The organism is Burkholderia sp. AU16741 (assembly GCF_002223345.1).
GTDB classification, from domain to species: Bacteria; Pseudomonadota; Gammaproteobacteria; order Burkholderiales; family Burkholderiaceae; genus Burkholderia; species Burkholderia sola.
This window is the reverse complement of record NZ_NKEZ01000003.1, coordinates 1506209-1532178: the sequence shown is the minus strand read 5'-3', so window position 1 is coordinate 1532178 and position 25970 is coordinate 1506209. Positions and strand designations below refer to the sequence as shown.

Here is a 25970-nt window from a genome sequence, read left to right as displayed (position 1 = left end):
TTTACCGTGCAAAAACTCCATCCGGCTCTTCATTCTGGCCGACGCCTCACGCTTGTCGGCTCGAATACCCCGGCATTCAGTTTTCAAGGGTGTTGGGACGGCGCCTGCGCATTACATGCAACGGCGATGGCGCTTGCCATGCTTGGGCTCTTGTCCGATCCATTGAATGTTCCGTCGCGCCGTCGCGACCCTGAAGCGGAATTCTGGCGTCGCGCGCAGCCGTTTTATCTCTCGGGCATGTCGCTCGAAGAACTGCAAGCGCTGATTCGGGAACTCGGCTCGGGACTGCGCACTACCCGCTTCGAAGGGGCACACGCTGACGTTCTCCGATTCAGCGAGCGAGAAGTATTGCGCGGTCGGCCGGTGATCCTGACGTTTCGGCAATCGCGTCGGGCGACCCTACATGCGGTGTTGGCTGTCGGCATCGAAGGAGGAAGGATCGGCCGGACCTTCGACGGACACACGTTGTTGGTGATCGATTCCGCTGAAGCCGAACCCGTACTCGCGGCCTACAACGCGCGGTTGACACGGACAGAAACCGTCCGCGGCAGGTTGGGCGGGTACGCGCGGTATGTGACTGGACTCGATCAGCGAAAAGTCGTGCTCACCGGCGCAATGTCGATTCGAACCATGAAGCCGCCGTAACGGCAGATGTCACTGGCACAGACGTTCGTTTGCCCACGTGGTACTTGCGATTCGGGATCACGTTCCCTTTCTGCTCGACTTTGTGCTCAACCGTGAAGGACGCTTACCTTGGGGCGCTTCCAGCAGGGCAAGAGCGTCGTCGATTAACCGCTCAACTATTTCTTGTTGCGCCGGCGTTAGGTGCGCGAGTTTTTCGTGAACTCTCGTTGCTCGGTCGTGTGAACTGACGCCAGCCGCACTCAATAAGTCGGCTAGTCGGCACTGCAGGCTCTCGGCAATGCCAGCTAAGCGCTCAAGACTAGGGATCAATGTCCCGCGTTCAATCCGCGAAAGCGACGACTGCTCTATTTGGAGTAGCTCAGACAGCTTCTCCTGCGTCATGTCGAGCGCCCTTCTGCGAGCCGCAATAGCCGCACCGATCGACCGCGCGAGCTGTTCAACGTTGCTCAAGCCTGACCCCTTCCTCGTTTGACGAAGAAGTGTCAGTTGTCACGGCATCGTGAGAGAAGAGCGTTATATGGAATAATATTCGTTATGTGGAATATTTCGGAGCGTGGCGAATGCGACAGGCCTCGGTGCAGGTCACAGGGCCGCCGTCGCTCGAGCAGTCGGACGGGTCCGTCAGATAACAACTGCGCGACTTTAATGCAAACCAGTCTCAACCACCAACGGGGTACCAAAGCCATGAAGCTTGCACATATTTCTGCCATTGCAATCGCACTTGCGGCGTCCGTCACACACGCGCAGACGAGCCAAGCGCCACAGCTTGATGCTGCACGGAAGATCGCGAGCGTGTGTCCTGACTTGACGAATGGGAAATACAACTCGGGGGAGCGGATCATTCGATGCCGCAACAGGGGGCTGACAGAAGAGCAACAAATGACGTTTGTGGGCGGATTGCCGATCTTGGCCCAAGCCTATGCGGCTTCGATGGTCCAAGACATCTACGAAGACAACGTCACCGACCCGATGCGAGGAAAGGCCATCTCCGACTACTACAACGCCTGCCTTCAGCGCGGGACGCCGTGTGCTCGCCCGAAGTGGTAAGCAACCTCATTTGCTGATGTTCCGATACATCGGCAACGTGCTTCGGCGGCAGACCTCTATTTAATTCACAACGGAGCCTGTTATGAGTTCATCTGGAAGCGATACCAATGCCTCGGCTGCAACGCCAGCTGCGAACCCGATCGCTAAACGAAGCAGACTGGGAACAGCGACATGGATCATCGGCGCGCTATTTATCGCGCTCTTGGCGACTGGTGTGTACATGCCACAGCATCCAAGCCACCCAGCTCTCAAGTTTCTCTTTCTCTGGTTCGGTGGTGCGTGGCTTGGCTATATCGGCGTCAGGCTGGGTGACGGCGTGCGGAAAATCTTCAGGCCCGACATCCTCGTGACGAGCGGCGGAATCTCCGATGCGATCTGGACGAGGATGTGCTGGGCGATCGGTCCACAATGCGTAGGACTGTTCTTGGGCGCGGTCACGGGTACCAGCATCTTGGCTGGTTGGATTAGCTGAACTTTGCGCACGAGTCTACTGGAGACTCACACGTGCCGAAGGCAGTGAAGCTGCAACACAGCTTCACTGCCTTCGGCACTTCATCACGCGCGGAGTTCGGCAGTACGGTGCGACTGCGACGGTCAAGGCTGGCAAGCTGATCGTGCACCGTGCACCGTGCGGCGGTGGCAGAGCATTCGACGCTTGGTTACTGCTGCATCCTTGGTGTGACGGTTGCAGGTGCTGCGGTGGGTTGCGTGCTCATGTGAGCGGGAAAAGTTGCCTCAGCTGCCCGAGTTTACCAGCGGCCCGCACGGGGTCGGTCGAAGCGCGCCATCGGCGAGTCATCGGCGGCGGCGATGGCGAGAGGCAGCTACCGGCCAAAAGCAGAACTTTTCGGTGATCATGCGAATGGCCGCGTTCTGCGTCACAACGGCTGCTTATCCGCTCGCCGCGGAGGGCGGGACCCGCGCCGCTGACGCGAACGCCATCACCTAACCCAATGCCCTTATGTTCTAACTGCCATTACTGGGCGCGCGTTCAGTTCCGCGAATGTGCATTCGCTCGCCAAGAAGCGGCCAGATAACGTCTGCCTCTCTACTGTCTGGATATAGTCGTCGCCGACGGCCATAGGAATATACGTAGGATTGGGCGCAATTTCGTCAGGCCAGCCGCCAGTTACGGCCCCGAGGAGGTCTGGCCGATTCCATACGGCTGACAACGTGGACCATAGGGTAACGTCGATCACCTCGCCGGATGGTAACGTCCACCACGCGTGCAAGTTGATGCCGGACCGTCCTACGAAGTCCGATGCCCGCAACCCTTGCCGATACCAAGTCCGAAGATCGGCCCAACTTGGATCGAAAAAGGGTCTGCTTGAGCTCAAGACTTGTCCAAAGGTAAGCAGGATTGGCTCGCCAAATACTTCCTCCGCGTGAGGTCGGAGGGCATGACTCCACTTCACGCACTGCCCGACAGCGCCGGCGAATGAATCAATGCCCAAATTTGAGATTCTCGCATGCAAGCACTCGCCTAGCTTAGCTGTGAATAACTCGGTTTTAGTTACAGGAAGCCGCGTGAATGAAGCGCCGAGACCTTCGGTGAAGTCATACGCGGCACGCAATCTCGCAATGTATGTATCGGTCATAGTTTTTTCACTGGTGACGGCGTGATCTCTGCAATATCGGCAAGCGCAGCCCCGATCTTAAATCGGCACCTTCGATGCCCGGGGTTGTCAGCCAAATCGGCCAGACAGAAACTGCTCGAGCTAGGGGCGCAAGTGACGGACGCCTCAATTATCTTGGTCTCATATCGGCGGGGAAGGAGGTAGTCACCGACCTTATGCGGGTGTCCCAAACGGATCGATAGCGGCCTGTCCTCAGATGCACAAGCGTAGGTCTTGGCGTAGGTTTGCACAGGAAGCCCTGTCAGGAAAGATGCAGGTGCTGCTGCATCATCGGTTACTGATGGGGGCGCTTGCGGTGCCCCGGTCTTGGCATGCCTCTTCCTCGACGTCGTCCAGCCAGTTAGCCCATGCTTGCATCATCTCCCGGCGCTCCGGCAAATACTTGGCATGGTTGTATGTCGAGCGAGTCCTGTCCTTGTCTTTGTGCGATAACTGCATTTCGACCACTTCGTCCTTCCACCCCATTTCATGGAGGTTGGTCGACGCAGTTGCTCGAAAGTCATGACCCGTTATCGGTTCCGGATTATCCGGAACCATGTAGTTGATAGCCCGATTGATCGTTGCGCGACTCATGTGCGGACGTTCTCGATTGCTATGCAGAATAGGCAGGATATACCCGCGATTTCCATACATCTCCTGCAGCTCGCGCAGAAGTCCAAGCGCTTGCTGGGGAAGGGGAACGATGTGGAGGCGCCGTGATTTTATTTTTTCCGGGGGTACTTTCCATTCAGCGGTTCCCAGGTCGATTTCGTCCCATCGAGCCCGGCAAAGTTCGATTGTTCGCGGAAACAGCATCATCAGCAATCGAATCGCAATCGCGGTTCGTCTGCTCTTGTAGGCCGGAAGCTGTCGGAAGAGCCGCTTTAGTTCTTCGCGGCTCAACGGCCGGGCATTCTCAGTCGGTGGCTTCAGGACCGAGCCACGCAGCACTGATGCGGGGTCCGTATCTGCCCGAAGTGTGATCACCGCGTATTGGAACACGTTCGATACGTACTGACGGAGCTTAATTGCTACGGAAGGCGAGCCCCGCTCTTCGACTCGGCGCATCAAAGCAAGGACATCGTGGGCGGTAATGGAGCGCATGGGGCGGTTTCCGATGAACGGGTACGCATCGGTTTCTAGCATGCGCAGAATCTCGCCAAAATGTCGTTCGGTCCATGTCTTCCGCTTCTTCTCCAGCCACTCGTCGCTGACGGCTCGAAATGTTGTTTTGCCTTCGTTGATACGCGCCGACAGCACTTCCTGTCGCGCGTGCGACGGATGCAGTCCCTTCTTTACGAGTTCGCGGGCATCGTCACGCGCTGCGCGAGCGGCCTGGAGGCTGACCGTTGGGTATTCACCGATCGCGAAGAGATTCTCCTTCCCAGCAATTCGGTACTTATATCGCCAGAGCTTGGAGCCGGACGGCTTCACCAACAGATACAGTCCATTGCCGTCGGTAAGTTTGGTAGGCTTGTTGCCTGCTTTCGCTTGTCGGATTTTGACGTCGGTAAGTGGCATAGTGAAAAAGGGGGTATCGACTCTGGATTATCGAAATGATACCCCCTTTTATACCCCCTTTTTTCTCGGGTGGACACGATTTCCGACGAACGTAAGCGAACAGTGGGAGGGCGCAAAGCGACCGACTGACAAGGGTTTTCGGAAAATTCGCGAACCAACACGAACAGGAGCGAACGAAGTGATTAGACATATCGTCATGTGGAAGTTGAAGGAATCGGCGGAAGGCGCCACGCGCGCGCAGAACGCGCTGAAGCTGAAGGAAAAGCTCGAAGGCTGCCGCGACCTCGTGCCGGGCACGTTACAGATCGACGTCGGCCTGGCGACCCCTGGCCTCGACGCGACCGCCGACATCGTGCTCGTCTCCGATTTCACCGACAAGGCAGCGCTCGACGCGTACCAGGTGCATCCGGTTCACCAGGAAGTGAAGAAATTCGTCGTCGCGGTGGCCGAATCGCGCGAGTGTGTCGACTACATCGTCGACGTCGCACGATGAGCGACGCGGCAACCCCGGCGGAAGGCCCGTCGATCGAAAGCCCGTTCGTCGATCTGCTCGGCGTGCAGCTTGTGTCCGCGAAGGATGGTGCGAGCGAGATCGTGCTGTCGCTCGAGGAGCGCCACATGAACACGTGGAGCATCGCGCACGGCGGCGTGACGATGACGCTCGCCGATATCGCGCTCGCGATGGCGGCGCGCAGCCTGACCGACGATGGCATCGGCGTCGTCACGGTCGAGATGAAGGTGAACTTCATGCAGCCGGGCCGCGGCGAGCTGCGCGCTTACGGGCGCGTGATGCACCGCTCGACGACGATGGCCTACTGCGAAGGCGAAGTGCGCGACAGCGACGGCAATTTCGTCGCGAAGGCGCTCGGTACGTTCAAATACATGCGGCGGCTCGCGGTCGGCCGCGACATCAAGCGGCAACGCTCGCGCACGGCGCCGGACGCCCACCCCGGCCCGAGCGACGCGTAAGCATCCGCCCCGCACGGCCCTGTCTCTTCGATGCGGCAGGGCCGTTTCGTTTTGGCGGCGCGGAATGCCGGCACACGGCGCTGCGCGCACGCCGGCCCGGCCTCCGCGTGGCATCATGTCACGCTTGTCCGTTCACGGCGCCACGCCGGCGCCGTCCACACCGATGCCGCTGAATCCGAAGATCGCCCAGGTGCTCGACATGATCGAGCGCGCGAAACGCCCGTCGTATCACCATCAGACGCCGCAGCAGGCGCGCGCCGCGTACGAGAAAAGCGCGCCGATCCTCGACGTCGCGCCGGCCCCGATGCATTCGGTGGAGGAGTGCGTGGTGCCGACGCGCGACGGCCGCACGATCGGCGCGCGGCTGTATCTGCCGGTCGCGCCGAGCCTGGCGGAGCCGCTGCCCGCGCTCGTGTACTACCACGGCGGCGGCTTCACGGTCGGCAGCGTCGACACGCACGATGCGCTGTGTCGGATGTTCGCGCACGATGCGCAATGCGCGGTGCTGTCGGTCGGCTACCGGCTCGCGCCCGAACACAAATTTCCGACCGCGGTGAACGACGCGGACGACGCGCTGCAGTGGCTGCATCGCGAGGCCGCCGCGTTCGGCATCGACGCCGCGCGGCTGGCGGTTGGCGGCGACAGCGCGGGCGGGACGCTCGCGACGGTCTGCGCGGTGCTCGCGCGCGACGCGGGCATTCGTCTTGCGCTGCAGCTGCTGATCTATCCGGGTGTGACGCGGAACCAGGACACCGAATCGCACGCGCGGCTCGCCAGCGGCCACCTGCTGACGCAGGAGACGATCCAGTGGTTTTTCACGCAATACGTGCGCGATCGGGCGGATCGCGACGACTGGCGTTTCGCGCCGCTCGACGGCACGCGCGATGCGCCGTCGTTCGCGGGCGTCGCACCGGCGTGGATCGCGACGGCCGAATACGATCCGCTGAGCGACGAGGGCGCCGCCTACGCGGACAAGTTGCGCGCGGCCGGCAACGCGGTCACGCTGGTCTGCTATCCGGGGATGATCCACGAATTCTTCAAGATGGGCGGCTACGTGCCGGAGGTGCGGACCGCGCATGCCGATGCGGTCGCGGTGCTGAAGGCTGCATTCGACGAGGTTTGACGGCGAGCGCCGGAAGGCGCGCGCGCCGCGGGAGGGCTGCGATGACGAACGGCGTGGGTGGGGTGGAAACGGGCGACTGGACGGTGCTGGGCGGCGACGCCGCACGCATCCGCGATGCGGTGTTCGTGCGCGAGCAGCAGATTCCGCCGGAATGGGAGCTCGACGACGACGATCCGCTGTCGCTGCATGCGGTCGCGTACCGGACCGACGCGGCGACCGGGCTGCGCCGCGCGGTCGCGACAGGGCGGCTGCTGCCGACCGGCACGATCGGCCGCGTCGCGGTGCTGGCCGACATGCGCGGGCAGGGCGTCGGGTCGGCCGTGCTGAATGCGCTGCTGGACGCCGCGCGGCGCCGCGGCGAAGCCGTCGTGCGGCTGTACGCGCAGGATTCGGCGGTGTCGTTCTATCTGCGGCACGGCTTCGCGGCGGTCGGCGAACCGTTCGTCGAAGCCGGCGTGCCGCACGTCGAGATGGCGCGCGCGCCGTAGCGCGCCGCGTGTGCGCTCAGCGCGGCCGCGCCGCGTCGATATCGAACGTAAACGCGCGTTCGAATGCGCCGGGGCGGACGGTGCGGTGCGAGCCGTCGTCGTCGCTGCGCTCCTTGACCTCGACCGTCAGCCGCACGCCTTCCTTCATCGTGACGCGCAGCGCGGTCGTGCCGCGCGTGCCGTATTCGGGCGTCTCGATGAACGCGGCCGACAGCGCGCGCTCGCGCTCGATCGGAATGCCCGTGTGCGGCAGCGCGTCGTCGTCCGCGACGTGCGGGTCGCGCATCAGCGCGATCAGCTCGTCGAGCGACGGGGTCGGGTTGTCGGTGAGCAGCGTGCCGAGCTCCGCGCGCTTGCGCACCACTTTGGGCCAGGGCGTATCGAGCCGTGCATTCGACAGCGCATGCACGCCCGGCGCGATCGCGACGGGCGCGGCGACACGGCTTTCGCCTTCGGGCGCGCGATTGCAGAACCACGCGAGCTCGCGCCGGCGCCAGTCGCCGACGAGCAGGTTGAAGCCGTTGTACACGGCCGCATGCTCGGCAAGCTGCGCGAGATAGTCGAGCGGCGCGACGGACGTGCCGCCGAGAAAGTCGGAGACCAGCTTGCCGCGGGTCGGCGCGCCCGCGCGGATGTCGAACGGCGCGCGGTAGTTGGTCAGCGCGGCGAAGCGGCCGTCGCGCGAGACGCCGAGCCACGTGCCGCCCGCTTCGAGATCGCGGCCGGCCAGTACGCCCGGCACGTCCTCCCACCACGAGAGCGGCGCGCTGGTCCGGCGAAAGAACTCGTCGCGATTGGCGGCGAGGGTAAAGACGGGACCGGCGGCGGCATCGGGCTGCCAGTCGAAGGCAATCAGACACATCGGGCGAATCTCTCGCAGGAAACGTCGTGCGCCGGCTGCGACTCGCGAGCCGGCGCGCGAACGGGTTGTCAGTGCATCACGCTTCGGTCGGCCACGCGTACGGCAGCGCGTCGAACGAGAGCGCCGGGCCGTCGGCCGAACCGAGGTGCACCGTGCCGCTGTCGAGCGCGGCGAGCTTGATCTCGACGAGCGCGTCGACGCCGCCCGCCGGCGCGGCCGCCGCGTTGACGATCATCCCGCACGGCTGGCCCGGGTCGTCGCTGTGGAACAGCTCGACGCCGGCATGCACGGTATCGGTCTCGCCGGCGACGTGCGCGAGCGCGGTGCGGCGCTTGATCGTGCCGCGGTACTGGCTGCGCGCCACCACTTCCTGGCCCGGGTAGCACCCTTTTCTGAAGTTAACGGCACCGATCACGTCGAAGTTGACCATTTGCGGCACGAACTGTTCGACGGCCGGCTGCGTGATGCGCGGCTCGCCCGCGCGAACGTCGAGCCAGTCCCACACGGCGGGCGACACGACGGGCAGCGTGCCGGCCAGCGCGGCGAGGCGCGCGTCGACCTCGGCGCGCGAGCCGATCCACAGATACCGCTTGCGGCCGGCCGCATCGGGCACGCGGATCAGCGCGCCGGCCGGGCCGTCGACCTTCACGTGCACGCCGTCGGGCAGCGCATCGAAGATGCCCGACAGCGCGTCGCGTACGTCGCCCGCGAAGCCGGCCACCGCGAGCGCGTCGTTCGCGTCGGTCAGCTTCGCCTTCGCGCGCAGCACGAACATCGACAGCCGCTTCTGCACGGCCGGCTGCACGTCCTTCGAGACGAGCAGGCGCACGTCGTGGCCGGCGCGCCACGTGAGGAACGACGCGAGCAGGCGGCCTTTCGGCGAGCAGTACCCGGACAGCCGAGCGCTACCGGCATCGAGATGCTCGATGTCGTTGGTGAGCTGGCTGTGCAGGAACGTCGCGGCGTCGTCGCCGGCCACGTCGATCACGCCGAACTGCGGCAGCGGCATGCAGGCGCCCGGCGCATCGAAATCGGCGGCGGACGGGCGGGGGAAAACGGGGAGCGAGGCAGATGCGGCCTGGGCAGCCGGTGAAGCGAACGGTGTGCTCATGGAATGAGGGAACAGTCAACCCTGACTTTGACGGAGGCGAGCAAGTATTATATGGGTCTTACCTGAGTCACGTTTCCATGTCCCTACTGAAGAAATGCGCCGCGACGATGGTGGCGCTGGCCGTCGTTGTGGCCGCTGCCGGCGCGGGCGGCGGGTATTACTGGGCAACCCGGCCGCTGTTGCTGGGCGCGGCATCGATCGACGTCACGATCAAGCCGCGCAGCAGCGTGAAGAGCGTCGCGCTGCAGCTCAAGCGCGGCGGCGTGCCGGTCGAGCCGTTCGCGTTCGTCGCGATGACGCGCGTGCTCGGGCTGTCGAGCCGCCTCAAATCGGGCAACTACGAATTCAAGACCGGCATCACGCCTTACGACGTGCTGCAGAAGATCGCGCGCGGCGACGTGAACGAGTATGTCGCGACGGTCATCGAGGGTTGGACCTTCAAGCGGATGCGCGCGGAGCTCGATGCGAACCCCGATCTGGTGCACACGACGGCCGGCATGAGCGACGCCGAGCTGCTGCGCGCGATCGACGCATCGGACAGCGCGGTGCGGCGCGGCAGCGGCGAGGGGCTGTTCTTCCCCGATACCTACCTGTTCGACAAGGGCACGAGCGACCTGAACATCTACCGGCGCGCGTACCGCCTGATGCAGACGCGCATCGACGAGGCCTGGGCCGCGCGCACGCCGGGGCTGCCGTACAAGACGCCTTACGAAATGCTGACGATTGCGTCGATCGTCGAGAAGGAAACGGGACACGCGGCCGACCGCGCGTTCGTCGCGGCCGTGTTCGCGAACCGGCTGCGCATCGGCATGCCGCTGCAGACCGATCCGTCGGTGATCTACGGGCTCGGCGACGCGTACGACGGCCGGCTGCGCAAGCGCGACCTGCAGACCGACACTCCCTACAATACCTACACCCGACGCGGGCTGCCGCCCACGCCGATCGCGTTGCCGGGTGTCGCCGCGCTGCAGGCGGCGATCAATCCGGCGCCGACGAGCGCGCTCTATTTCGTCGCGAAGGGCGACGGCACGAGCGTGTTCTCGGACACGCTCGGCGATCACAACAAGGCCGTGGACAAGTACATACGAGGTCAATAAATGGCGAGCGGTAAATTCATCACGTTCGAAGGTATCGACGGGGCGGGGAAGACCACCCACCTGCAATGGTTCTGCGAACGCCTCCGGGGCCGGCTGGCCGCGGCCGGCCGGCAGGTCGTCCTGACGCGCGAGCCGGGCGGCACGCAGCTCGGCGAGAAACTGCGCGACATCCTGCTGAACCAGCCGATGAATCTCGAGACGGAAGCGCTGCTGATGTTCGCCGCGCGTCGCGAGCACCTCGCGCTCGTGATCGAGCCGGCGCTCGCGCGCGGCGACTGGGTCGTGTCGGATCGCTTCACCGACGCGACGTTCGCATACCAGGGCGGCGGCCGCGGGCTGCCGCGCGACAAGCTCGAGACGCTCGAGCGCTGGGTGCAAGGCGGTTTCCAGCCCGACCTCACGGTGCTGTTCGACGTCGCGCCGCAAGTCGCGAGCGAGCGTCGCGGCGCCGCGCGCATGCCCGACAAGTTCGAAAGCGAATCCGACGCGTTCTTCTCGCGCACGCGCACCGAATACCTGCGTCGGGCGGAAGAGGCGCCGCACCGCTTCGCGATCGTCGACGCGACGCAACCGATTCCGGAGATCCGCCGGCAGCTCGAACGCGTGCTCGCCGCGCTGTAACCCGCAAGGAACGCACCCCATGATTTATCCGTGGCAAACCGACGACTGGAACCGCCTGCAGCAACTGCGTGCGCAATGGCCGCATGCGCTGCTGCTGCACGGTCAGGCCGGGATCGGCAAGCTGCAGTTCGCGCAGCATCTCGCGCAGGGTTTCCTGTGCGAATCGCCGCAGCCGAACGGCGAGCCGTGCGGCGCCTGCGCGGCGTGCAACTGGTTCTCGCAGGGCAACCATCCGGACTACCGGATCGTGCTGCCCGAGGCGCTGGCGGGCGAGGCGCCGGGCGCCGCCGACGACGCGAAGCCGGCCGACGCGGACGAAGGCGGCAAGAAGACGCGTGCGCCGAGCAAGGAAATCAAGATCGAGCAGGTGCGCGCGCTGCTCGACTTCTGCGGGGTCGGCTCACACCGCGGCGGCGCGCGCGTCGTCGTGCTGTATCCGGCCGAGGCGCTCAATGTCGCCGCGTCGAACGCGCTGCTGAAGACGCTGGAGGAGCCGCCGCCGGGCGTCGTGTTCCTGCTCGTGTCGGCGCGCATCGACCGCCTGCTGCCGACCATCATCAGCCGCTGCCGGCAGTGGCCGATGACCGTGCCGGCGCCGGAGGCTGCCTCTGCGTGGCTCGCGGCGCAGGGCGTGGACCATGCCAGCGCGCTGCTCGCCGAGGCCGGCGGCGCGCCGCTCGCCGCGCTGGCGCTCGCGAGCGACGAGAACCGCCCGCTGCGCGACTACACGCTGGGGCAGCTGGCCGCCGGCGCGGGCTGCGATCCTTTCGCCTGCGGCGAGGCGCTGCAGAAGCTGCCGGTGCCGCTGGTGCTCGGCTGGCTGCAGCGCTGGCTGTACGATCTGCTCGCGCAGCGGATGGCCGGCGCGCCGCGCTACTTCCCCACGCATGCGGCAGCCCTGGCGCGCTGCGCGGAAGCGGTCGACGCGAATGCATTCGCGCGCTTCATGAAGGCCGTGACGCGGCAGCGGACGGTCGAGAACCATCCGCTCAACGCGCGGCTCGTATTCGAGGAATTGTTTCTCGGATATCGGGAAATATTCGGTTGATCCGGTATTGTTTCCGATGAGTTGCGAAACGATGAACGGATCACGCGGCGGCCGGGCCGCGCACGTCGCCCGGTGCCGCATGCCGGCGGGCGCATGAGCGCCCGTCTTACGTATTCAGGAAACACGATGTTCGTCGACTCTCACTGCCACATCAATTTCAAGGGCCTGGCCGACCGCCTGCCGGCCGTTCTCGCGAACATGCGCGAGCACGAGGTCACGCACGCGCTGTGCGTGTCGGTCGATTTCGAGACGCTGCCCGACGTGCTCGCGATCGCCGAAGCGCACGACAACGTGTACGCGTCGGTCGGCGTGCATCCCGATCACGAGGACGCGCGCGAGCCGACGCTCGCGGAGCTGGTCGAGCTGGCCGCGCACCCGAAGGTCGTCGCGATCGGCGAAACCGGCCTCGACTACTACCGTCTCGAAGGCCGCTCGATCGCCGACATGGAATGGCAGCGCGACCGCTTTCGCACGCACATCCGCGCGGCGACCGCGACGATGAAGCCGCTGATCGTCCACACGCGTTCGTCGTCGGAAGACACGCTGCGGATCATGGCCGAGGAGCGCGCGGACGTGCCGGGCGGCGTGATGCACTGCTTCACCGAGCCGTGGCCGGTCGCGGAGCAGGCGCTCGCGCAGAACTTCCATATCTCGCTGTCGGGCATCGTCACGTTCAAGAACGCGACCGACGTGCAGGACGTCGCGCGGCGCGTGCCGCTCGACCGGTTGCTGATCGAGACCGACTCGCCGTACCTCGCGCCGGTGCCGTATCGCGGCAAGCCGAATGAACCTGCGTACGTCAGCCATGTCGGACGCTTTATCGCATCCGAGCGCGGTGTCGCCGTCGAGGCGCTCGCCGATGCGACGACGCAGAACTTTTTCCGGCTGTTCAAGATCGCCCGCTAACGACGTGCGCGCAGCCGACAACCCAGGGAAGGAGCCCACAACAATGACGAAGCCGACCAACCATCTGTCCAAACGCGTACTCGTTGCCGCCGCATTCGTCGCGAGCGGCCTGTTCGCCGCCGCCGGCGCGCATGCCGAGTCGCTCGACGCGGTCGTCAAGGCCGTCAAGTTCGACGACATCGCCGATATCGGCAAGCAGCTCAAGAGCGGCAAGCTCGATCCGAACACGGTCGCGCCGAACGGCGACCCGATCCTCGTGATCGCCGCGCGCGAGAAGTCCGACAAGGTCGCGGCGGCGATCGCCACGACGCCGAACGTCGATCTCGAGAAGGAAGACAAGGCCGGCGAGAACGCGCTGATGCTCGCGTCGCTGAACGGCGACCTCAACCTCGTCAAGCTGCTGATCGACAAGGGCGCGGAAGTGAGCAAGAAGGGCTGGGCGCCGCTGCACTACGCGGCGACCAACGGCCAGGACGCGGTCGTCAAGGTGCTGCTCGACCACGACGCGTACATCGACACCGCGTCGCCGAACGGCACGACGCCGCTGATGATGGCCGCGCGCGGCAACCATGCGTCGACGGTCACACTGCTGCTCGACCAGGGCGCCGATCCGCAGGTGAAGAACCAGCTCGGCATCACCGCGCTCGAGTTCGCGAAGCACTACAACGCGCCGGACGCGATCGAGATCCTGAGCAAGCGGACGACGCGTATCGGTGCGGCGACGCCGGCAGATGCTCAAAAGAGTGCAAAATAACGGTTTTTGGTGCGGCGGCGCGTGTCCGCCCGGCCGGCTTCCGGCCGGAGCAGCGCGTCCGGCGCCGCACCGGCCAAGGCAGCAGGCGGTCTCCGGCCGCATTGACATAAGAAGGAACACCATGTTGCGCGCAATGTTTTGTGCCGCGGCGTTTGCCGTGCCGTTGTCGGCGGCGGCTTTCACGGGCGCGGATCTCGACCGGCTGTGCGCGAAGACGGACGTCAAGTCGCGGGCGTCGTGCGCGGCCTATATCGAAGGCGCCGCCGACGGCGTCTACAACACGATCGATGCGATCGGCGGCACCACGGGGCCGCGCGTCGGCCAGTACTTCTGCCTGCCGCCCGACATCCGGGCGCAACAGATGACGGACGCGGTGCGCAAGTACATCGCGGAAAATCCGAAGCTGGCCGACTACAACGCGAGCACCGCGGTGTCGCTCGGTCTCGGCAAGGCGTTTCCCTGCAGGAGCGGCAACTGATCTGACGCCGTGTCCGGGCGCGTGCGTGGCCCGGACGTCGCCGACGCATCCAGGACGAAGCCTGTGCGCTTCATCACTCGAGGGCGCCGATGATTTCAATCGAGGAACTGCAGCGCATCGCCGATGCGCCGTTGCATTCGTGGCTCGGCACGCTGGGCGTGTCGGTCATCGTCATACTGGTCGTCACGGTCGTGCACCGCCTCGGCGCACGCATCGTCAAGCGCATCGCGCAGCCGTATCCGCTGATGAGCGCGATCCTGCGCTACATCGACAAACCGTCGCTCGTCGTGCTGGCGCTGCTGGCGCTCGAGTTCCTGTGGGTCCAGGCGGACGACGGCATGTCGTTCGTGCGCGGCATGCGCACCGCTGCCGCGGTCGGCTCGATCGTGTCGCTCACGTGGCTGCTGGTGCGGCTCGCGGCCGGCGTCGGCGACGCGATCATCCAGGCCCATCCGATCGATACGGCCGACAACCTCCAGGCGCGGCGCGTTCATACGCAGGCCAAGGTGCTCGTGCGGACCGTGATGGTGCTGATCGTGATCATCGGCACGGGCGCCGCGCTGATGACGTTTCCGAACGTGCGCCAGATCGGCGCGAGCCTGCTGGCATCGGCCGGCGTGGCCGGGCTGGTCGCCGGTATCGCCGCGCGGCCGGTGCTCGGCAACCTGATCGCCGGGTTGCAGATCGCGCTCACGCAGCCGATCCGGCTCGACGACGTGGTCGTGATCCAGGGCGAGTGGGGGCGCATCGAGGAAATCACCGGTTCGTTCGTGTCGGTGCGGCTGTGGGACCAAAGGCGCCTCGTCGTGCCGCTGCAGTGGATCATCGAGAACCCGTTCACGAACTGGACGCGCAGCAGCGCGGAAATCATCGGCACCGTCTATCTGTCGGTCGACTACCGCACGCCGCTCGCGCCGCTGCGCGAGGAACTCGCGCGGCTCGTCCAGGCCGCGCCCGAGTGGGACGGCCGCGTGCAGGTGCTGCAGGTGACCGACGCGACGGAGCGCACGATGCAGTTGCGCGCGCTCGTGAGCGCGGCCGATTCGTCGTCGTGCTGGGATCTGCGCTGCCGCGTGCGCGAAGGGCTGATCGCCTATCTGCAGAGCCGCTATCCGCAATGCCTGCCGCGCAGCCGGATGGAACTGTACCCGCACGAATCCGCGCCGGACGCGCCGAATCCCGAACGGTCGCATGTGCGCTCGCCCGCCGCCAGCACGGCGGCCAACACCGCAGCCGATCCGCAGGCTGTCGACGGCCGCTGAATACGCCCGGCCTGCTCATTGCCCATTTCCCATGACCGCGCTGAAGACGCTCGCCATCGCCAATTACCGCTCGCTGCGCGAGCTGATCGTGCCGCTCGCGGCGCTCAACGTCGTCACGGGGCCGAACGGTAGCGGCAAGTCGAGCGTGTACCGCGCGCTGCGTCTGCTCGCCGATACCGCGCAGGGCCGCGTGATCCCGTCGCTCGCGCGCGAAGGCGGCTTGCCGTCGACGTTGTGGGCCGGCCCCGAGCGCTTCTCGCGCGCGATGCTGGCCGGCGAGGTGTCGGTGACGGGCACCGTGCGCAATGGCCCGGTGAGCTTGAGGCTCGGCTTCGCGTGCGACGATTTCGGCTATTCGATCGATCTGGGCCTGCCGGTGCCGAGCCATTCGCAGTTCGCGCTCGATCCGGTGGTCAAGCGCGAATGCATCTGGGGCGGCGCGGTGCCGCGCCCGTCCACGCTGCTGGTCGACCGGCAGGGCGCGCAGATCCGGGCGCGCACCGCATCGGGAGACTGGCAGACGATTCCGCAGCCGGTCGCGAGCTTCGACAGCATGATGACCGAGTTCGCCGACCCGACCGGCGCGCCCGAGATGATCGCAGTGCGCGAACGGATCCGCTCGTGGCGCTTCTACGACCATTTCCGGACCGATGCGCAGGCGCCGGCGCGCCAGTCGCACATCGGCACCCATACGCCGGTGCTCGCGGACGACGGGGCCGATCTGGCCGCCGCGCTGCAGACGATTCGCGAAATCGGCGACGCGGCGGCGCTCGACACGGCGATCGACGACGCGTTTCCCGGCGCGTCGGTCGAGATCGACAATCCGGGCGGCCGCGGCCGCTTCGACGTGCTGATGCGCCAGCCGGGGCTGCTGCGGCCGCTGGCGGCGGCCGAGCTGTCCGACGGCACGCTGCGCTACCTGCTGCTCGCGGCCGCGCTGCTGACGCCGCGGCCGCCCGCGTTGATGGTGCTGAACGAGCCGGAGACGAGCCTGCATCCCGATCTGCTGCCGGCGCTCGGCCGCCTGATCGCGCGGGCGGCCCGGCACTCGCAGGTGCTGGTCGTGTCGCACGCGGCGCGGCTCATCGCGACGCTCGAGCGCGAGGCCGGCTGCGAATCGCTGGTGCTCGACAAGCGGCTCGGCGCGACCACGCTCGTCGATGCCGATTCACGCGACCTGCCGGCATGGAAGTGGCCGTCGCGTTGACGGCCCGATCGTGTGCCTGGAGGCGAGATCGGCAGCCGGCGGCGCCGGATCGGCCCGGCCGGGGCCTGATGCGAGGTAGGTCCCGGGCCCGGGCGGCCGAATGTATCCGGTCTGTAACAACCCCCAAAAAATGCAAGACCTGCGGTTCCGCTCCTCGGGATCGCCAATAATAATGAGATATCAGGCCGGTGCCATGCCGGCCCGCGCTGAATGGACGCAGGGCGGGATCGCATGAGCGAGTGCTCCGCCGGCCGTGCCGCAACGGACAGGACACAGGAGACGTCGACCATGAGAATTGCCCAGATCGCCCCGCTGACCGAATCCGTGCCGCCGAAGCTGTACGGCGGCACGGAGCGCGTCGTGTCCTACATCACCGAGGCGCTCGTCGAGCTCGGCCACGATGTGACGCTGTTCGCGAGCGGGGATTCGACGACGCGGGCGAAACTCGAGCCCGTGTGGCCGCGCGCGCTGCGGCTCGATTCGTCGATCCGCGACCGCGTCGCGCCGCACATGCTGCTGATGGAGACGGTCGCGCGCCGCGCGAAGGATTTCGACGTACTCCATTTCCACATGGACTACTACTCGTTCTCGGTCTTCAACCGGCAGGAAACGCCTTACGTGACGACGCTGCACGGCCGGCTCGACCTGCCCGAGCAGCAACCGGTGTTCGACACGTTCAACACGGCGCCGGTGATCTCGATTTCGAATTCGCAGCGCCAGCCGTTGCCGCAGGCGAAATGGCTGACGACCGTCTATCACGGGCTGCCCGATACGCTGTACATGCCGCAGCCCGTCGAGCCGCGCTATCTCGCGTTCCTGGGCCGCATCTCGCCGGAAAAACGCGTCGACACCGCGATCCGCATTGCCCGCCAGTGCGGGCTGCCGATCCGGATCGCCGCGAAGATCGACACGGCCGACCAGGAATACTTCGACCGCGAGATCAAGCCGCTCTTCGCGTTGCCGCACGTCGAATACATCGGCGAGATCGCCGATCACGAGAAGGCCGAATTCCTGTCGGGCGCGCATGCGCTGCTGTTTCCGATCGACTGGCCGGAGCCGTTCGGCCTGGTGATGATCGAGGCGATGTCGTGCGGCACGCCGGTGATCGCATTCAACCGCGGCGCGGTGCCCGAAGTGGTGGACGAGGGCGTATCGGGTTTCATCGTCGAGGATGAAATCAGCGCGGTGGCCGCCGTGAACCGGCTGCACCTGCTGCCGCGTGCGCGCGTGCGGCAGCGCTTCGAGGAGCGCTTCACGTCGCGCCGGATGGCGCAAGAGTACGTCGACGTGTACCAGTCGGTGATCCGCGCGCAGAAGCGCTCGCGCTTCAAGGTGATCGACTCGACGACCTGATCCACCAGACCGATCCGGCGCGCGGCGCAGGCGGATAAAAAAACGGCGATGCCCGCAAGGACATCGCCGTTTGCGCATGCCCCGCGCGCCATGCGCGCGGGCGTGCGTCGACGTCAGATCTTGAGCTTCGTGACCTTCGTGCCGTTGATCGACACGTCGCCCATCAGGCCCGCGTTGGTCAGCACGACGACCTGGATCGGCGCCGTGGCCGTGTTGGAGTCGACCGCACCGTTCGCGCCCATCTTCACGAGTGCGACCGATGCGCCGGCGCCGGCTGCCCAGCCGTCCGAGTTGCGGAATTCGTCGAGCGCCTGCTGCGTCATGAACAGGAACACGACCGCCTTCGATTGCGCGCCGGCCTGCAGGCCGACCGACAGCGACGACGTGTTGTAGTAGCCGACGGTGCTGCCGCCCACGCGCAGCGCGCCGTTGCCGGACTGGGCGCCGACGATGAAGCCGGCCTGCAGCACTTCGGGGAAGACCAGCACGCCGCGCGATTTCGCGACGAGCTCGCGCGAACCCTTGACGGTGGAGTACATGCGCGACAGCGTGGCGTCGACGCTCGCGTCGATCGACTGACGCTTCGACGCGTTGGTCGCGGCGTTGTCCGGCTTGTCCGGGGTGGTGGTGCAACCGGTGAGCGCGAGGCTACCGACGATCAGCGCGGCGGCGGCTTTGAGCACAAGAGTCCGTTTTTGCATCGTTGTTCTCCATCGGATGATGTTCGGAGTGAGTCTCGCTCAAGGAGCGGATCACGTCGGCAGTTATATCACAGCGGATTGGCGCCTTTTTTCGTTGCCGTGTGAAAAAGCGTCAAATCGCGCGGCGGTGTCGCGGCGCGCCAACGACGCATCGACGCCGACGCGCAAGGCGCGCCCGGCGCGTGACCGGCTGGCGGCGAACGCGAAGGTCGAACGCGAAGGTCGAACAAAGGGCGGCGGCGCGCGCCGGTGTCAGTGCGTGACGGGCGGAACGGGCGGCTTGATCGGCGGGCGGCGCAGCGCGCGGCGGATCAGCGCGATCACGACGCCGCACGCGAACAGGAACGCGGCCGGGACGACCCAGTAGCCGACGAACGCATGCCACAGGTAACCGGCGAGCGTGTTGCGGCGCACCACGTATTCGTCGCGGGCCGCCTGCTGGCGCGGCGCGTTGGCGGCGAGCACGTCGGCGGGGCAGCCGGCCGCGCGCGCCTCGTCAGGATCCCCGTGGCACTTCGCGGTGGCGCCGGCGGCCTGCTGCGCGTCGGTGAGCTGCCAGGTGGTCAGCGCAAGCTGCAGGTCCGTCTTGTTGTACGCCATTTCCTCGCGGATCTCGCGCACGGCGACGATCGCGACGGGCACGGCCCAGAACACGATCACGATCAGCCAGCGGCGGAACCAGCGGTGTTGTCTCCATGCCATCCAAGCCTCCGTTTGACGCGCGTGCGCGTCCGTCTCGAGGGCGGCCCGATGGCGCTTCTTGGTCTTGGGTGGGCCGCGTTGCAGCCATCATAGAAGAAAACGCGGCGAATTGCCGCACCATGTGGCGACGCCGCGGCGGCGGGCCGGAAAAACGGGGTGGGAAGGGCGGGAATGCGTGGGTCGATGCGCGTGCAACGAAAACGAAAATGCCGCGCCCGCCGAAGCGGTGCGCGGCATTCGAGACGGGAGCGCCGGAACTCAGGCGGCCGGCTGGTTGCTCAGGCAGCTCTTCATGAACGCCTTGCGATCGTCGCCTTTCTTGCCGGTGGCCTGCGTGTTGCACGCCTTCATCTTTTCCTGCTGCGTCATCGCCTTCGCGGGCTTCGCCGACAGGCAGTCCTTCATGAACGCCTTGCGTTCATCGCCCGTCTTGCCGGTGGCCTGCGTGTTACAGGCCTTCATCTTGTCCTGCTGGCTGTTCGCCGCGAATGCGGGGGAAGCCAGCATGCCGCCGAGAAGCACTGCGGCTACGAGCGATTGAATTTTCATTTCGACACTCCCATGGGGTGAGTTGCGTGTGATCGACGCGTCACGAAGCACGACGCGATGAGGACGGGGCCACATCGCACCACGCGTTCCGATTATGGCAAATCAATGTGAAAACACCAAAACGGCACTTTCTATAACGTTGCGGACGCCACGGCCGTTGACGGCACGCGCGTGCCGGAGATCGGGACAAACCATGACGCGCGACGGCCGGCCACGGCCGCCGCGCGGGAACCTGCCGGCTCGCGGCCGCGAGCCATTACAATCGCGGCCATGAATACTCCGAACTCCGCATCTTCTCCGTCCGCGGCGGCGCTGCCGCGCATCGCCGTACTCGCTACCGGCGGCACGATCGCCGGCGCCGCGCCCGACGCGGCCAGCACGGCCGGCTATCAGGCCGGCGCGCTCGGCGTCAATTTTCTGGTCGACGCCGTGCCGGCGCTCGCATCGGTCGCACGCATCGACGCCGAGCAGGTCGCCAGCATCGACAGCAAGGATCTCGCGCTGCCGCTGTGGAACACGCTCGCCGCGCGGATCGACGCGCTGATGGCCGATCCGGCCATCGACGGCATCGTGATCACCCACGGCACCGATACGCTCGAGGAAACCGCGTACGCGCTGCATCTGGTCGTCCGGGGCGACAAGCCCGTCGTGCTGACGGCCGCGATGCGGCCGGCGACCGCGCTGTCGTCCGACGGCCCGCTGAACCTGTTGAACGCGGTGACGGTGGCCGCCCATCCGGCCGCGCGCGGGCAGGGCGTGCTGGTCGCGTTCAACAACCGGATCCATGGCGCGCGCGAGGTCGTGAAGACGAGCACGTACGCGGTCGACGCGTTCCAGTCGCCGGAGCTCGGTGCGCTCGGCTGGGTGCAGGACGGCCGCGTCGAATTCGCCCGCCACGTCACGCGCACGCGCGACGCGCAACTGGCGATCGCGGCGACCTGGCCGCCGGTCGAAGTCGTCGCGAGCTATGCGGGCGTGACGCGCACGGCCGTCGACGCGCTCGTCGCGGCCGGCGTGCGCGGCCTCGTCGTCGCGGGCACCGGCAACGGATCGATCCACGCGACGCTGCAGGCGGCGCTCGCCGAGGCGGCGAGCGCGGGCGTGGCCGTGGTCCGTGCGTCGCGCGTCGGGTCGGGGCACGTGATGCGCAACGGCGCCGCGAGCGACGATGCGCTCGGTTTCGTGAGCGCGGGCTCGCTGCACCCGTTCAAGGCGCGCGTGCTGCTGATGCTCGCGCTCGCGAACGGCATTCACGATCGCGACGCACTGCAACGCGCATTCGACACGCTGTGACCGATGGCCGCCGCTCGGGCGGTGCGTAGAGCATAAAAAATGGCAGGCCAATGGCCTGCCATTTTTGCGTCAGTGCTGCGCGAATGCTCAGGACTGCGGCGGAATCACGAGCTTCTGGCCCGGGTAGATCCGGTCCGGGCTCGACAGCATCGGCTTGTTCGCCTCGAAGATCACCGGATACTTGTTCGCGTCGCCGTACACTTCCTTGGCGATCGCCGACAGCGTGTCGCCCGGTTTCACGTCGTGGTACTGCACTTCCGGATCGTCCGGCTGCAGATCGTCGTCGTTGACGCCCGCGACACCCTGCACGTTGCCGGCCGCGACCTTGACCTTCGCCTTGGTGTCGAGATCGGCGACGCTGCCCGACAGCGTGACGGTGCGCGATGCGCCGTCGAACGCGACGGTCAGGTTCGACGTGTCGAGCCCTTGCGAGTTGATGTAATGCTTGATCGCGTCGGCCGCGGTCTGGTTCGCGGCATTCGGATCTTCCGCTGCCTGTGCATCGGCGTGACCCAGCAGTTTTTCACCCGCCTCCTTGATAAACGAAAGAAGACCCATCGTTGCACTCCTTAGGTGGTTGAAAAGAAAACGCGCCGTGAAGTGGCGAAAAAAACACCGCGCTGGGTGCGAGCCCCGGAAGGGGCGCGCGGGCGCGGCGGTTTTCTCGAAAGGCGTGGCGAAAGTGTAGGCGTTCGACGCGACGAATGCATGAAAAATCGCTCGCTCGAACGTAAAGAAATGTAATACGCGAAATCCGACAGGCGGACACCCGACGACGACGTCTGACCGACCAAGGCTTCCCCGGCGCCGCCGGGTGCCGCTGCGGACCCCACCACGCCGCTCTCAGCCCAGAGCGGCGTTTTTTCGCCCCGTCGCGCACGCGTTTTTGCGATGCGCGGCGGGGCGCCCCACCGTGATGCGCGCGTGCATCGCGCATCGATGCGACCGGCCGCGGCCGGCTCGCGTGTGTTCGTCGCGCGCGTTTGCCGTTGCAGCGAAACGCACGCTGTTGCATCCGCGTTACGCGGCCGGCGTCTGGCCGATCTCGAAGTTCGACATGATCTCGAGCGCACGCACGAGCGCCGAGTGATCCCATGCCTTGCCGCCGTGCGAGGCGCACACGCTGAACAACTGCTGCGCGCTCGCCGTGTGCGGCAGCGCGAGGCCGAGCTTGCGCGCGCCGTCGAGCGCGAGGTTCAGGTCCTTCTGGTGCAGCTCGATGCGAAAGCCCGGATCGAACGTGCGCTTGGTCATCCGCGCGCCGTGCACTTCGAGGATGCGCGACGCGGCGAAGCCGCCCATCAGCGCTTGGCGCACGCGCTCCGGATCGGCGCCCGAGCGCGCGGCGAACAGCAGCGCTTCGCCGACCGCCTCGATGTTCAGCGCGACGATGATCTGGTTTGCGACCTTGCAGGTCTGCCCCGCGCCGTTGTCGCCGACGAGCGTGATGTTCTTGCCCATCTTCTCGAACAGCGGCTTCGCGCGCTCGAACGCCTTTTCCGGGCCGCCGACCATGATCGTCAGCGTCGCTTCGCGTGCGCCCACTTCGCCGCCGGACACCGGCGCGTCGAGGTAGTCGCAGCCGAGCGCGTTGACCTGCTTCGCGAATGCCTGCGTGTCGAGCGGCGAGATCGAACTCATGTCGATCACGAGCTTGCCGGCTGTCAGGCCCTTCGCGACGCCGTCGTCGGCGAACAGCACGTTACGCACGTCGGGCGTGTCCGGCACCATCGAGATGATGATGTCGGCGTGCTGCGCGACTTCGGTCGAGTTCGCGACGACCTTCGCGCTCGCGCGCAGATCGTCCGGCACCGGGAACGCGCCGTTCACGACGAGCTGATGATCGCCCTTGAGCAGGTTGCGCGCCATGTGCGCGCCCATGATGCCGAGGCCGATGAAACCGATGGTTGCCATGTGAAAGTCTCCTGTGGGGCTGAAAACGGGAAGGGCGCGACTCAGGCGGCGCGACGCGCCGAGGCCGGTGCGCAGCCGGCCACGCTTTGCAGCCAGCCGAGGCCCTCCGTCGTGGTGGTGCGGGGCTTGTATTCGCAGCCGACGTAGCCGGCATAGCCGAGCCGGTCGAGCAGCGCGAACAGGAACGCATAGTTGATCTCGCCGGTGCCCGGCTCGTTGCGGCCCGGGTTGTCCGCGAGCTGGACGTGGCCGATCGACGCGAGGTTGCGTTCGATCGTCGCGGCCAGTTCGCCTTCCATGCGTTGCATGTGATAGATGTCGTACTGCAGGAACAGGTTGTCCGAGCCGACCGCGCGGATCACGTCGAGGCCTTCCGACGAGCGGTTCAGCGCGAAGCCCGGGATGTCGAAGCGGTTGCACGGCTCGACGAGCAGGCGGATGCCTTCGCGCTTGAGCGCATCGGTGGCGAAGCGCAGGTTGTCGACGATCGTCACGAACGTCTTGTCGCGCGCGGTGCTCGCCGACGGGATGCCGACGAGGCAGTTCAGTTGCGGCGCCTTCAGCGCCTTCGCATACTCGATCGCACGGCCGACGCCTTCCTGGAACTCGCCGACGCGATCGGGCAGGCACGCGATGCCGCGCTCGCCCTGATCCCAGTTGCCGGCAGGCAGGTTGTGCAGCACGAGGCGCAGGCGGTGCGTCTCGAGCCGTTCGGCGAGTTCCTCTTTCGCGTACGGGTACGGGAACAGGAATTCGACGGCGTCGAAGCCCGCGTCCGCGGCCGCCTTGAAGCGGTCGAGGAACGGCACTTCGTTGAACAGCATGGTCAGGTTTGCAGCAAACTTCGGCATGAGCTAAGCCTCTTCGGTCGGTCAGTCAAAAAATGTCGTGCGGTTCAGTCGAGCATCGAGATCGCGGTCGGTGCGTGCTCGGCCTTTTCGGCGAGATCCTCGAATTCGTTGATCGCGTCGATTTCGGTGCCCATCGAGATGTTCGTCACGCGCTCGAGGATCACCTCGACGACCACCGGCACGCTGAATTCTTCCGCGAGCGTTTGCGCCTGGCGCAGCGCCGGTTCGATCTCTTCCGGCTTGAACACGCGCAGCGCCTTGCAGCCGAGGCCTTCGGCCACCGCCACGTGGTCGACGCCATACCCGTTCAGCTCCGGCGCGTTCACGTTGTCGAACGCGAGCTGCACGCAGTAGTCCATGTCGAACGCGCGCTGCGCCTGGCGGATCAGCCCGAGGTACGAGTTGTTCACGACGACGTGCACGTACGGCAGCTTGAATTGCGCGCCGGCGGCGAGCTCCTCGATCATGAACTGGAAGTCGTAGTCGCCGGACAGCGCGACGATCGGGCGGCTCGGGTCGGCCGCGCGCACGCCGAGCGCGGCGGGGATCGTCCAGCCGAGCGGGCCGGCCTGGCCGCAGTTGATCCAGTTGCGCGCCTTGAACACGTGCAGGAACTGCGCGGCCGCGATCTGCGACAGGCCGATCGTGCTGACGTAGCAGGTATCGCGGCCGAACACCTTGTTCATCTCCTCGTACACGCGCTGCGGCTTGACCGGCACGTTGTCGAAGTGCGTCTTGCGCTGCAGCGTGCGCTTGCGTGCCTGGCAGTCGGCGACCCACGCGCTGCGATCCTTCAGCTTGCCGGCGGCCTTCCATTCCTGCGCGACCGCGACGAACAGCTCGAGGGCGGCCTTCGCGTCGGACACGATGCCGAGATCCGGGCCGAACACGCGGCCGATCTGCGTCGGCTCGATGTCGACGTGCACGAACTTGCGGCCCTTCGTGTAGACCTCGACGCTGCCCGTGTGGCGGTTCGCCCAGCGGTTGCCGATGCCGAGCACGAAGTCGGACGCGAGCATCGTCGCGTTGCCGTAGCGGTGCGAGGTCTGCAGGCCGACCATGCCGGCCATCAGCGGGTGGTCGTCGGCAATCGCGCCCCACGACATCAGCGTCGGGATCACCGGCACGCCGACCGTTTCCGCGAACTGCACGAGCAGGTCCTCGGCCGCCGCGTTGAGCACGCCGCCGCCCGACACGATCAACGGCTTGTCCGCGTCATTGAGCATCGCGAGCGCCTTCTCGATCTGCGCGCGGGTGGCCGCGGGCTTGTAGACCGGCAGCGGTTCGTACGTGTCGATGTCGAATTCGATTTCGGCGAGCTGCACGTCGATGGGCAGGTCGACCAGCACCGGGCCCGGACGGCCCGAGCGCATCAGGTGAAACGCCTGCTGGAACACGCGCGGCACGAGCGCCGGTTCGCGCACGGTGACGGCCCACTTCGTGACCGGCTTCGCGATCGATTCGATGTCGACGGCCTGGAAGTCTTCCTTGTAGAGACGTGCGCGCGGCGCCTGGCCCGTGATCGCGAGGATCGGAATCGAGTCGGCGGACGCGGAGTAGAGGCCGGTGATCATGTCGGTGCCGGCGGGGCCCGACGTGCCGATGCACACGCCGATGTTGCCCGGCGCCGCCCGCGTGAAGCCTTCGGCCATGTGCGATGCGCCTTCGACGTGGCGCGCCAGCACGTGGCTGATGCCGCCCGACTTGCGCATGGCCGAGTAGAACGGGTTGATCGCGGCGCCCGGCACGCCGAACGCGGTCTGGATGCCTTCCTTCTCCAGCACGAGTACGGCAGCGTCGACGGCTCTCATCTTGGCCATGAATGTCTCCTTGAATGGTGGAATCTTGCGAA

Annotated in this window: 28 protein-coding genes; 17 read left to right on the top strand and 11 right to left on the bottom strand. The window is 66.2% G+C overall.

Annotated features, from left to right (window positions below):
• Positions 1 to 6: 6 nt before the first annotated feature.
• The gene (locus CFB89_RS09560) at positions 7 to 645 is read left to right on the top strand and encodes a hypothetical protein (protein ID WP_256979623.1); all 639 of its coding nucleotides are present in this window, start codon (positions 7 to 9) and stop codon (positions 643 to 645) included.
• 57 nt (positions 646 to 702) lie between these two features.
• Here CFB89_RS09560 and CFB89_RS09555 read toward each other — a convergent pair whose 3' ends face one another.
• Positions 703 to 1095: a helix-turn-helix domain-containing protein gene (locus CFB89_RS09555; protein WP_256979622.1), complete on the bottom strand. Its 393-nt coding sequence runs from the start codon at positions 1093 to 1095 to the stop codon at positions 703 to 705.
• 195 nt (positions 1096 to 1290) lie between these two features.
• Between CFB89_RS09555 and CFB89_RS09550 the strand changes: the two genes are divergently transcribed.
• Together CFB89_RS09550 and CFB89_RS34110 are read left to right on the top strand one after the other, a co-directional pair.
• The gene (locus CFB89_RS09550) at positions 1291 to 1692 is read left to right on the top strand and encodes a hypothetical protein (RefSeq protein WP_256979621.1); all 402 of its coding nucleotides are present in this window, start codon (positions 1291 to 1293) and stop codon (positions 1690 to 1692) included.
• An 82-nt stretch (positions 1693 to 1774) separates the two neighbouring features.
• Positions 1775 to 2164 carry a hypothetical protein gene (locus CFB89_RS34110; protein WP_144030079.1) on the top strand — a complete coding sequence of 130 codons (390 nt, stop codon included), beginning with the start codon at positions 1775 to 1777 and terminating at the stop codon, positions 2162 to 2164.
• A gap of 1432 nt (positions 2165 to 3596) precedes the next feature.
• Here the strand turns inward: CFB89_RS34110 and CFB89_RS09540 are convergent.
• Positions 3597 to 4829 carry an integrase arm-type DNA-binding domain-containing protein gene (locus tag CFB89_RS09540; RefSeq protein WP_089467637.1) on the bottom strand — a complete coding sequence of 411 codons (1233 nt, stop codon included), beginning with the start codon at positions 4827 to 4829 and terminating at the stop codon, positions 3597 to 3599.
• Positions 4830 to 5007: 178 nt separating this feature from the next.
• On the opposite strand from CFB89_RS09540, the gene CFB89_RS09535 reads away from it, so the two are divergent.
• The 4 genes from CFB89_RS09535 (at position 5008) to CFB89_RS09520 (ending at position 7409) form a co-directional block, all read left to right on the top strand.
• On the top strand, positions 5008 to 5322 hold the full coding sequence (locus CFB89_RS09535; RefSeq protein WP_012328683.1) for a Dabb family protein: 315 nt from the start codon (positions 5008 to 5010) through the stop codon (positions 5320 to 5322).
• Positions 5319 to 5798, top strand: a complete 480-nt coding sequence (locus CFB89_RS09530) for a PaaI family thioesterase (protein ID WP_089467636.1) — start codon at positions 5319 to 5321, stop codon at positions 5796 to 5798. The genes CFB89_RS09535 and CFB89_RS09530 overlap by 4 nt, the downstream gene beginning before the upstream one ends.
• A gap of 163 nt (positions 5799 to 5961) precedes the next feature.
• Positions 5962 to 6921, top strand: a complete 960-nt coding sequence (locus CFB89_RS09525; RefSeq protein ID WP_089467635.1) for an alpha/beta hydrolase — start codon at positions 5962 to 5964, stop codon at positions 6919 to 6921.
• Positions 6922 to 6962: 41 nt separating this feature from the next.
• The gene (locus tag CFB89_RS09520; RefSeq protein ID WP_089467634.1) at positions 6963 to 7409 is read left to right on the top strand and encodes a GNAT family N-acetyltransferase; all 447 of its coding nucleotides are present in this window, start codon (positions 6963 to 6965) and stop codon (positions 7407 to 7409) included.
• A gap of 16 nt (positions 7410 to 7425) precedes the next feature.
• On the opposite strand, the gene CFB89_RS09515 is transcribed toward CFB89_RS09520, so the two are convergent.
• Positions 7426 to 8271, bottom strand: a complete 846-nt coding sequence (locus tag CFB89_RS09515) for an NRDE family protein (RefSeq protein WP_089467633.1) — start codon at positions 8269 to 8271, stop codon at positions 7426 to 7428.
• Between the two features lie 76 nt (positions 8272 to 8347).
• Positions 8348 to 9382 (bottom strand): folate-binding protein YgfZ, encoded by a 1035-nt coding sequence (locus CFB89_RS09510; protein WP_089467632.1) that lies wholly within the window; start codon positions 9380 to 9382, stop codon positions 8348 to 8350.
• Positions 9383 to 9459: 77 nt separating this feature from the next.
• On the opposite strand from CFB89_RS09510, the gene mltG reads away from it, so the two are divergent.
• The 9 genes from mltG to CFB89_RS09465 all read left to right on the top strand — a co-directional run bounded on the left by mltG (position 9460) and on the right by CFB89_RS09465 (position 18108).
• Positions 9460 to 10479, top strand: a complete 1020-nt coding sequence (gene mltG / locus CFB89_RS09505) for an endolytic transglycosylase MltG (RefSeq protein WP_089467631.1) — start codon at positions 9460 to 9462, stop codon at positions 10477 to 10479.
• Entirely contained in the window at positions 10480 to 11100 is a 621-nt protein-coding gene (gene tmk, locus CFB89_RS09500) for a dTMP kinase (protein WP_089467630.1), read from the top strand. It abuts the gene before it with no gap.
• 19 nt (positions 11101 to 11119) lie between these two features.
• Positions 11120 to 12148 (top strand): DNA polymerase III subunit delta', encoded by a 1029-nt coding sequence (locus tag CFB89_RS09495; protein ID WP_089467629.1) that lies wholly within the window; start codon positions 11120 to 11122, stop codon positions 12146 to 12148.
• A gap of 126 nt (positions 12149 to 12274) precedes the next feature.
• Positions 12275 to 13054: a TatD family hydrolase gene (locus tag CFB89_RS09490; protein ID WP_089467628.1), complete on the top strand. Its 780-nt coding sequence runs from the start codon at positions 12275 to 12277 to the stop codon at positions 13052 to 13054.
• Positions 13055 to 13097: 43 nt separating this feature from the next.
• Entirely contained in the window at positions 13098 to 13808 is a 711-nt protein-coding gene (locus CFB89_RS09485) for an ankyrin repeat domain-containing protein (RefSeq protein WP_089467627.1), read from the top strand.
• 121 nt (positions 13809 to 13929) lie between these two features.
• A complete protein-coding gene (locus CFB89_RS09480) occupies positions 13930 to 14286 on the top strand; it encodes a Rap1a/Tai family immunity protein (RefSeq protein ID WP_006485939.1) in 357 nt (118 codons plus the stop codon).
• An 89-nt stretch (positions 14287 to 14375) separates the two neighbouring features.
• The gene (locus CFB89_RS09475) at positions 14376 to 15548 is read left to right on the top strand and encodes a mechanosensitive ion channel family protein (RefSeq protein WP_089467626.1); all 1173 of its coding nucleotides are present in this window, start codon (positions 14376 to 14378) and stop codon (positions 15546 to 15548) included.
• 31 nt (positions 15549 to 15579) lie between these two features.
• A complete protein-coding gene (locus CFB89_RS09470; RefSeq protein ID WP_089467625.1) occupies positions 15580 to 16755 on the top strand; it encodes an AAA family ATPase in 1176 nt (391 codons plus the stop codon).
• A gap of 288 nt (positions 16756 to 17043) precedes the next feature.
• Positions 17044 to 18108: a glycosyltransferase family 4 protein gene (locus tag CFB89_RS09465; RefSeq protein ID WP_089467624.1), complete on the top strand. Its 1065-nt coding sequence runs from the start codon at positions 17044 to 17046 to the stop codon at positions 18106 to 18108.
• Between the two features lie 113 nt (positions 18109 to 18221).
• Here CFB89_RS09465 and CFB89_RS09460 read toward each other — a convergent pair whose 3' ends face one another.
• The 3 genes from CFB89_RS09460 to CFB89_RS09450 all read right to left on the bottom strand — a co-directional run bounded on the left by CFB89_RS09460 (position 18222) and on the right by CFB89_RS09450 (position 20060).
• Positions 18222 to 18809, bottom strand: a complete 588-nt coding sequence (locus CFB89_RS09460; RefSeq protein ID WP_050013250.1) for a YSC84-related protein — start codon at positions 18807 to 18809, stop codon at positions 18222 to 18224.
• A gap of 252 nt (positions 18810 to 19061) precedes the next feature.
• A complete protein-coding gene (locus tag CFB89_RS09455) occupies positions 19062 to 19511 on the bottom strand; it encodes a hypothetical protein (protein ID WP_089467623.1) in 450 nt (149 codons plus the stop codon).
• Positions 19512 to 19769: 258 nt separating this feature from the next.
• Complete coding sequence (locus tag CFB89_RS09450; RefSeq protein ID WP_059233960.1) at positions 19770 to 20060, bottom strand: PsiF family protein; 291 nt, start codon at positions 20058 to 20060, stop codon at positions 19770 to 19772.
• Positions 20061 to 20330: 270 nt separating this feature from the next.
• Here CFB89_RS09450 and CFB89_RS09445 point away from each other — a divergent pair, with 270 nt between their 5' ends.
• Complete coding sequence (locus CFB89_RS09445; protein WP_089467622.1) at positions 20331 to 21353, top strand: asparaginase; 1023 nt, start codon at positions 20331 to 20333, stop codon at positions 21351 to 21353.
• Between the two features lie 87 nt (positions 21354 to 21440).
• Here the strand turns inward: CFB89_RS09445 and lysM are convergent, their stop codons facing one another.
• The 4 genes from lysM to gcl form a co-directional block, all read right to left on the bottom strand.
• Positions 21441 to 21911 (bottom strand): peptidoglycan-binding protein LysM, encoded by a 471-nt coding sequence (gene lysM, locus CFB89_RS09440; protein ID WP_089467972.1) that lies wholly within the window; start codon positions 21909 to 21911, stop codon positions 21441 to 21443.
• Positions 21912 to 22373: 462 nt separating this feature from the next.
• Complete coding sequence (locus CFB89_RS09430) at positions 22374 to 23267, bottom strand: 2-hydroxy-3-oxopropionate reductase (RefSeq protein ID WP_089467621.1); 894 nt, start codon at positions 23265 to 23267, stop codon at positions 22374 to 22376.
• A 41-nt stretch (positions 23268 to 23308) separates the two neighbouring features.
• Positions 23309 to 24118, bottom strand: a complete 810-nt coding sequence (gene hyi, locus CFB89_RS09425) for a hydroxypyruvate isomerase (RefSeq protein ID WP_089467620.1) — start codon at positions 24116 to 24118, stop codon at positions 23309 to 23311.
• Between the two features lie 44 nt (positions 24119 to 24162).
• A complete protein-coding gene (gene gcl / locus CFB89_RS09420) occupies positions 24163 to 25938 on the bottom strand; it encodes a glyoxylate carboligase (RefSeq protein WP_089467619.1) in 1776 nt (591 codons plus the stop codon).
• Between the last annotated feature and the right edge of the window lie 32 nt (positions 25939 to 25970).

Excerpts from the sequence above, each read along its gene's own strand:
- CFB89_RS09460 (WP_050013250.1), bottom strand. The coding sequence starts at position 18,809 with ATGCAAAAACGGACTCTTGTGCTCAAAGCCGCCGCCGCGCTGATCGTC.
- CFB89_RS09475 (WP_089467626.1), top strand. The coding sequence starts at position 14,376 with ATGATTTCAATCGAGGAACTGCAGCGCATCGCCGATGCGCCGTTGCAT.
- mltG (WP_089467631.1), top strand. The coding sequence starts at position 9,460 with ATGTCCCTACTGAAGAAATGCGCCGCGACGATGGTGGCGCTGGCCGTC.
- CFB89_RS09430 (WP_089467621.1), bottom strand. The coding sequence starts at position 23,267 with ATGGCAACCATCGGTTTCATCGGCCTCGGCATCATGGGCGCGCACATG.
- CFB89_RS09495 (WP_089467629.1), top strand. The coding sequence starts at position 11,120 with ATGATTTATCCGTGGCAAACCGACGACTGGAACCGCCTGCAGCAACTG.
- CFB89_RS09510 (WP_089467632.1), bottom strand. The coding sequence starts at position 9,382 with ATGAGCACACCGTTCGCTTCACCGGCTGCCCAGGCCGCATCTGCCTCG.
- CFB89_RS09490 (WP_089467628.1), top strand. The coding sequence starts at position 12,275 with ATGTTCGTCGACTCTCACTGCCACATCAATTTCAAGGGCCTGGCCGAC.
- CFB89_RS09525 (WP_089467635.1), top strand. The coding sequence starts at position 5,962 with ATGCCGCTGAATCCGAAGATCGCCCAGGTGCTCGACATGATCGAGCGC.
- CFB89_RS09540 (WP_089467637.1), bottom strand. The coding sequence starts at position 4,829 with ATGCCACTTACCGACGTCAAAATCCGACAAGCGAAAGCAGGCAACAAG.
- CFB89_RS09450 (WP_059233960.1), bottom strand. The coding sequence starts at position 20,060 with ATGAAAATTCAATCGCTCGTAGCCGCAGTGCTTCTCGGCGGCATGCTG.
- CFB89_RS09465 (WP_089467624.1), top strand. The coding sequence starts at position 17,044 with ATGAGAATTGCCCAGATCGCCCCGCTGACCGAATCCGTGCCGCCGAAG.
- CFB89_RS09515 (WP_089467633.1), bottom strand. The coding sequence starts at position 8,271 with ATGTGTCTGATTGCCTTCGACTGGCAGCCCGATGCCGCCGCCGGTCCC.
- lysM (WP_089467972.1), bottom strand. The coding sequence starts at position 21,911 with ATGGGTCTTCTTTCGTTTATCAAGGAGGCGGGTGAAAAACTGCTGGGT.
- CFB89_RS09485 (WP_089467627.1), top strand. The coding sequence starts at position 13,098 with ATGACGAAGCCGACCAACCATCTGTCCAAACGCGTACTCGTTGCCGCC.
- CFB89_RS09480 (WP_006485939.1), top strand. The coding sequence starts at position 13,930 with ATGTTGCGCGCAATGTTTTGTGCCGCGGCGTTTGCCGTGCCGTTGTCG.
- CFB89_RS34110 (WP_144030079.1), top strand. The coding sequence starts at position 1,775 with ATGAGTTCATCTGGAAGCGATACCAATGCCTCGGCTGCAACGCCAGCT.
- CFB89_RS09470 (WP_089467625.1), top strand. The coding sequence starts at position 15,580 with ATGACCGCGCTGAAGACGCTCGCCATCGCCAATTACCGCTCGCTGCGC.
- CFB89_RS09550 (WP_256979621.1), top strand. The coding sequence starts at position 1,291 with ATGCAAACCAGTCTCAACCACCAACGGGGTACCAAAGCCATGAAGCTT.
- CFB89_RS09445 (WP_089467622.1), top strand. The coding sequence starts at position 20,331 with ATGAATACTCCGAACTCCGCATCTTCTCCGTCCGCGGCGGCGCTGCCG.
- CFB89_RS09455 (WP_089467623.1), bottom strand. The coding sequence starts at position 19,511 with ATGGCATGGAGACAACACCGCTGGTTCCGCCGCTGGCTGATCGTGATC.
- hyi (WP_089467620.1), bottom strand. The coding sequence starts at position 24,118 with ATGCCGAAGTTTGCTGCAAACCTGACCATGCTGTTCAACGAAGTGCCG.
- gcl (WP_089467619.1), bottom strand. The coding sequence starts at position 25,938 with ATGGCCAAGATGAGAGCCGTCGACGCTGCCGTACTCGTGCTGGAGAAG.
- CFB89_RS09530 (WP_089467636.1), top strand. The coding sequence starts at position 5,319 with ATGAGCGACGCGGCAACCCCGGCGGAAGGCCCGTCGATCGAAAGCCCG.
- CFB89_RS09520 (WP_089467634.1), top strand. The coding sequence starts at position 6,963 with ATGACGAACGGCGTGGGTGGGGTGGAAACGGGCGACTGGACGGTGCTG.
- tmk (WP_089467630.1), top strand. The coding sequence starts at position 10,480 with ATGGCGAGCGGTAAATTCATCACGTTCGAAGGTATCGACGGGGCGGGG.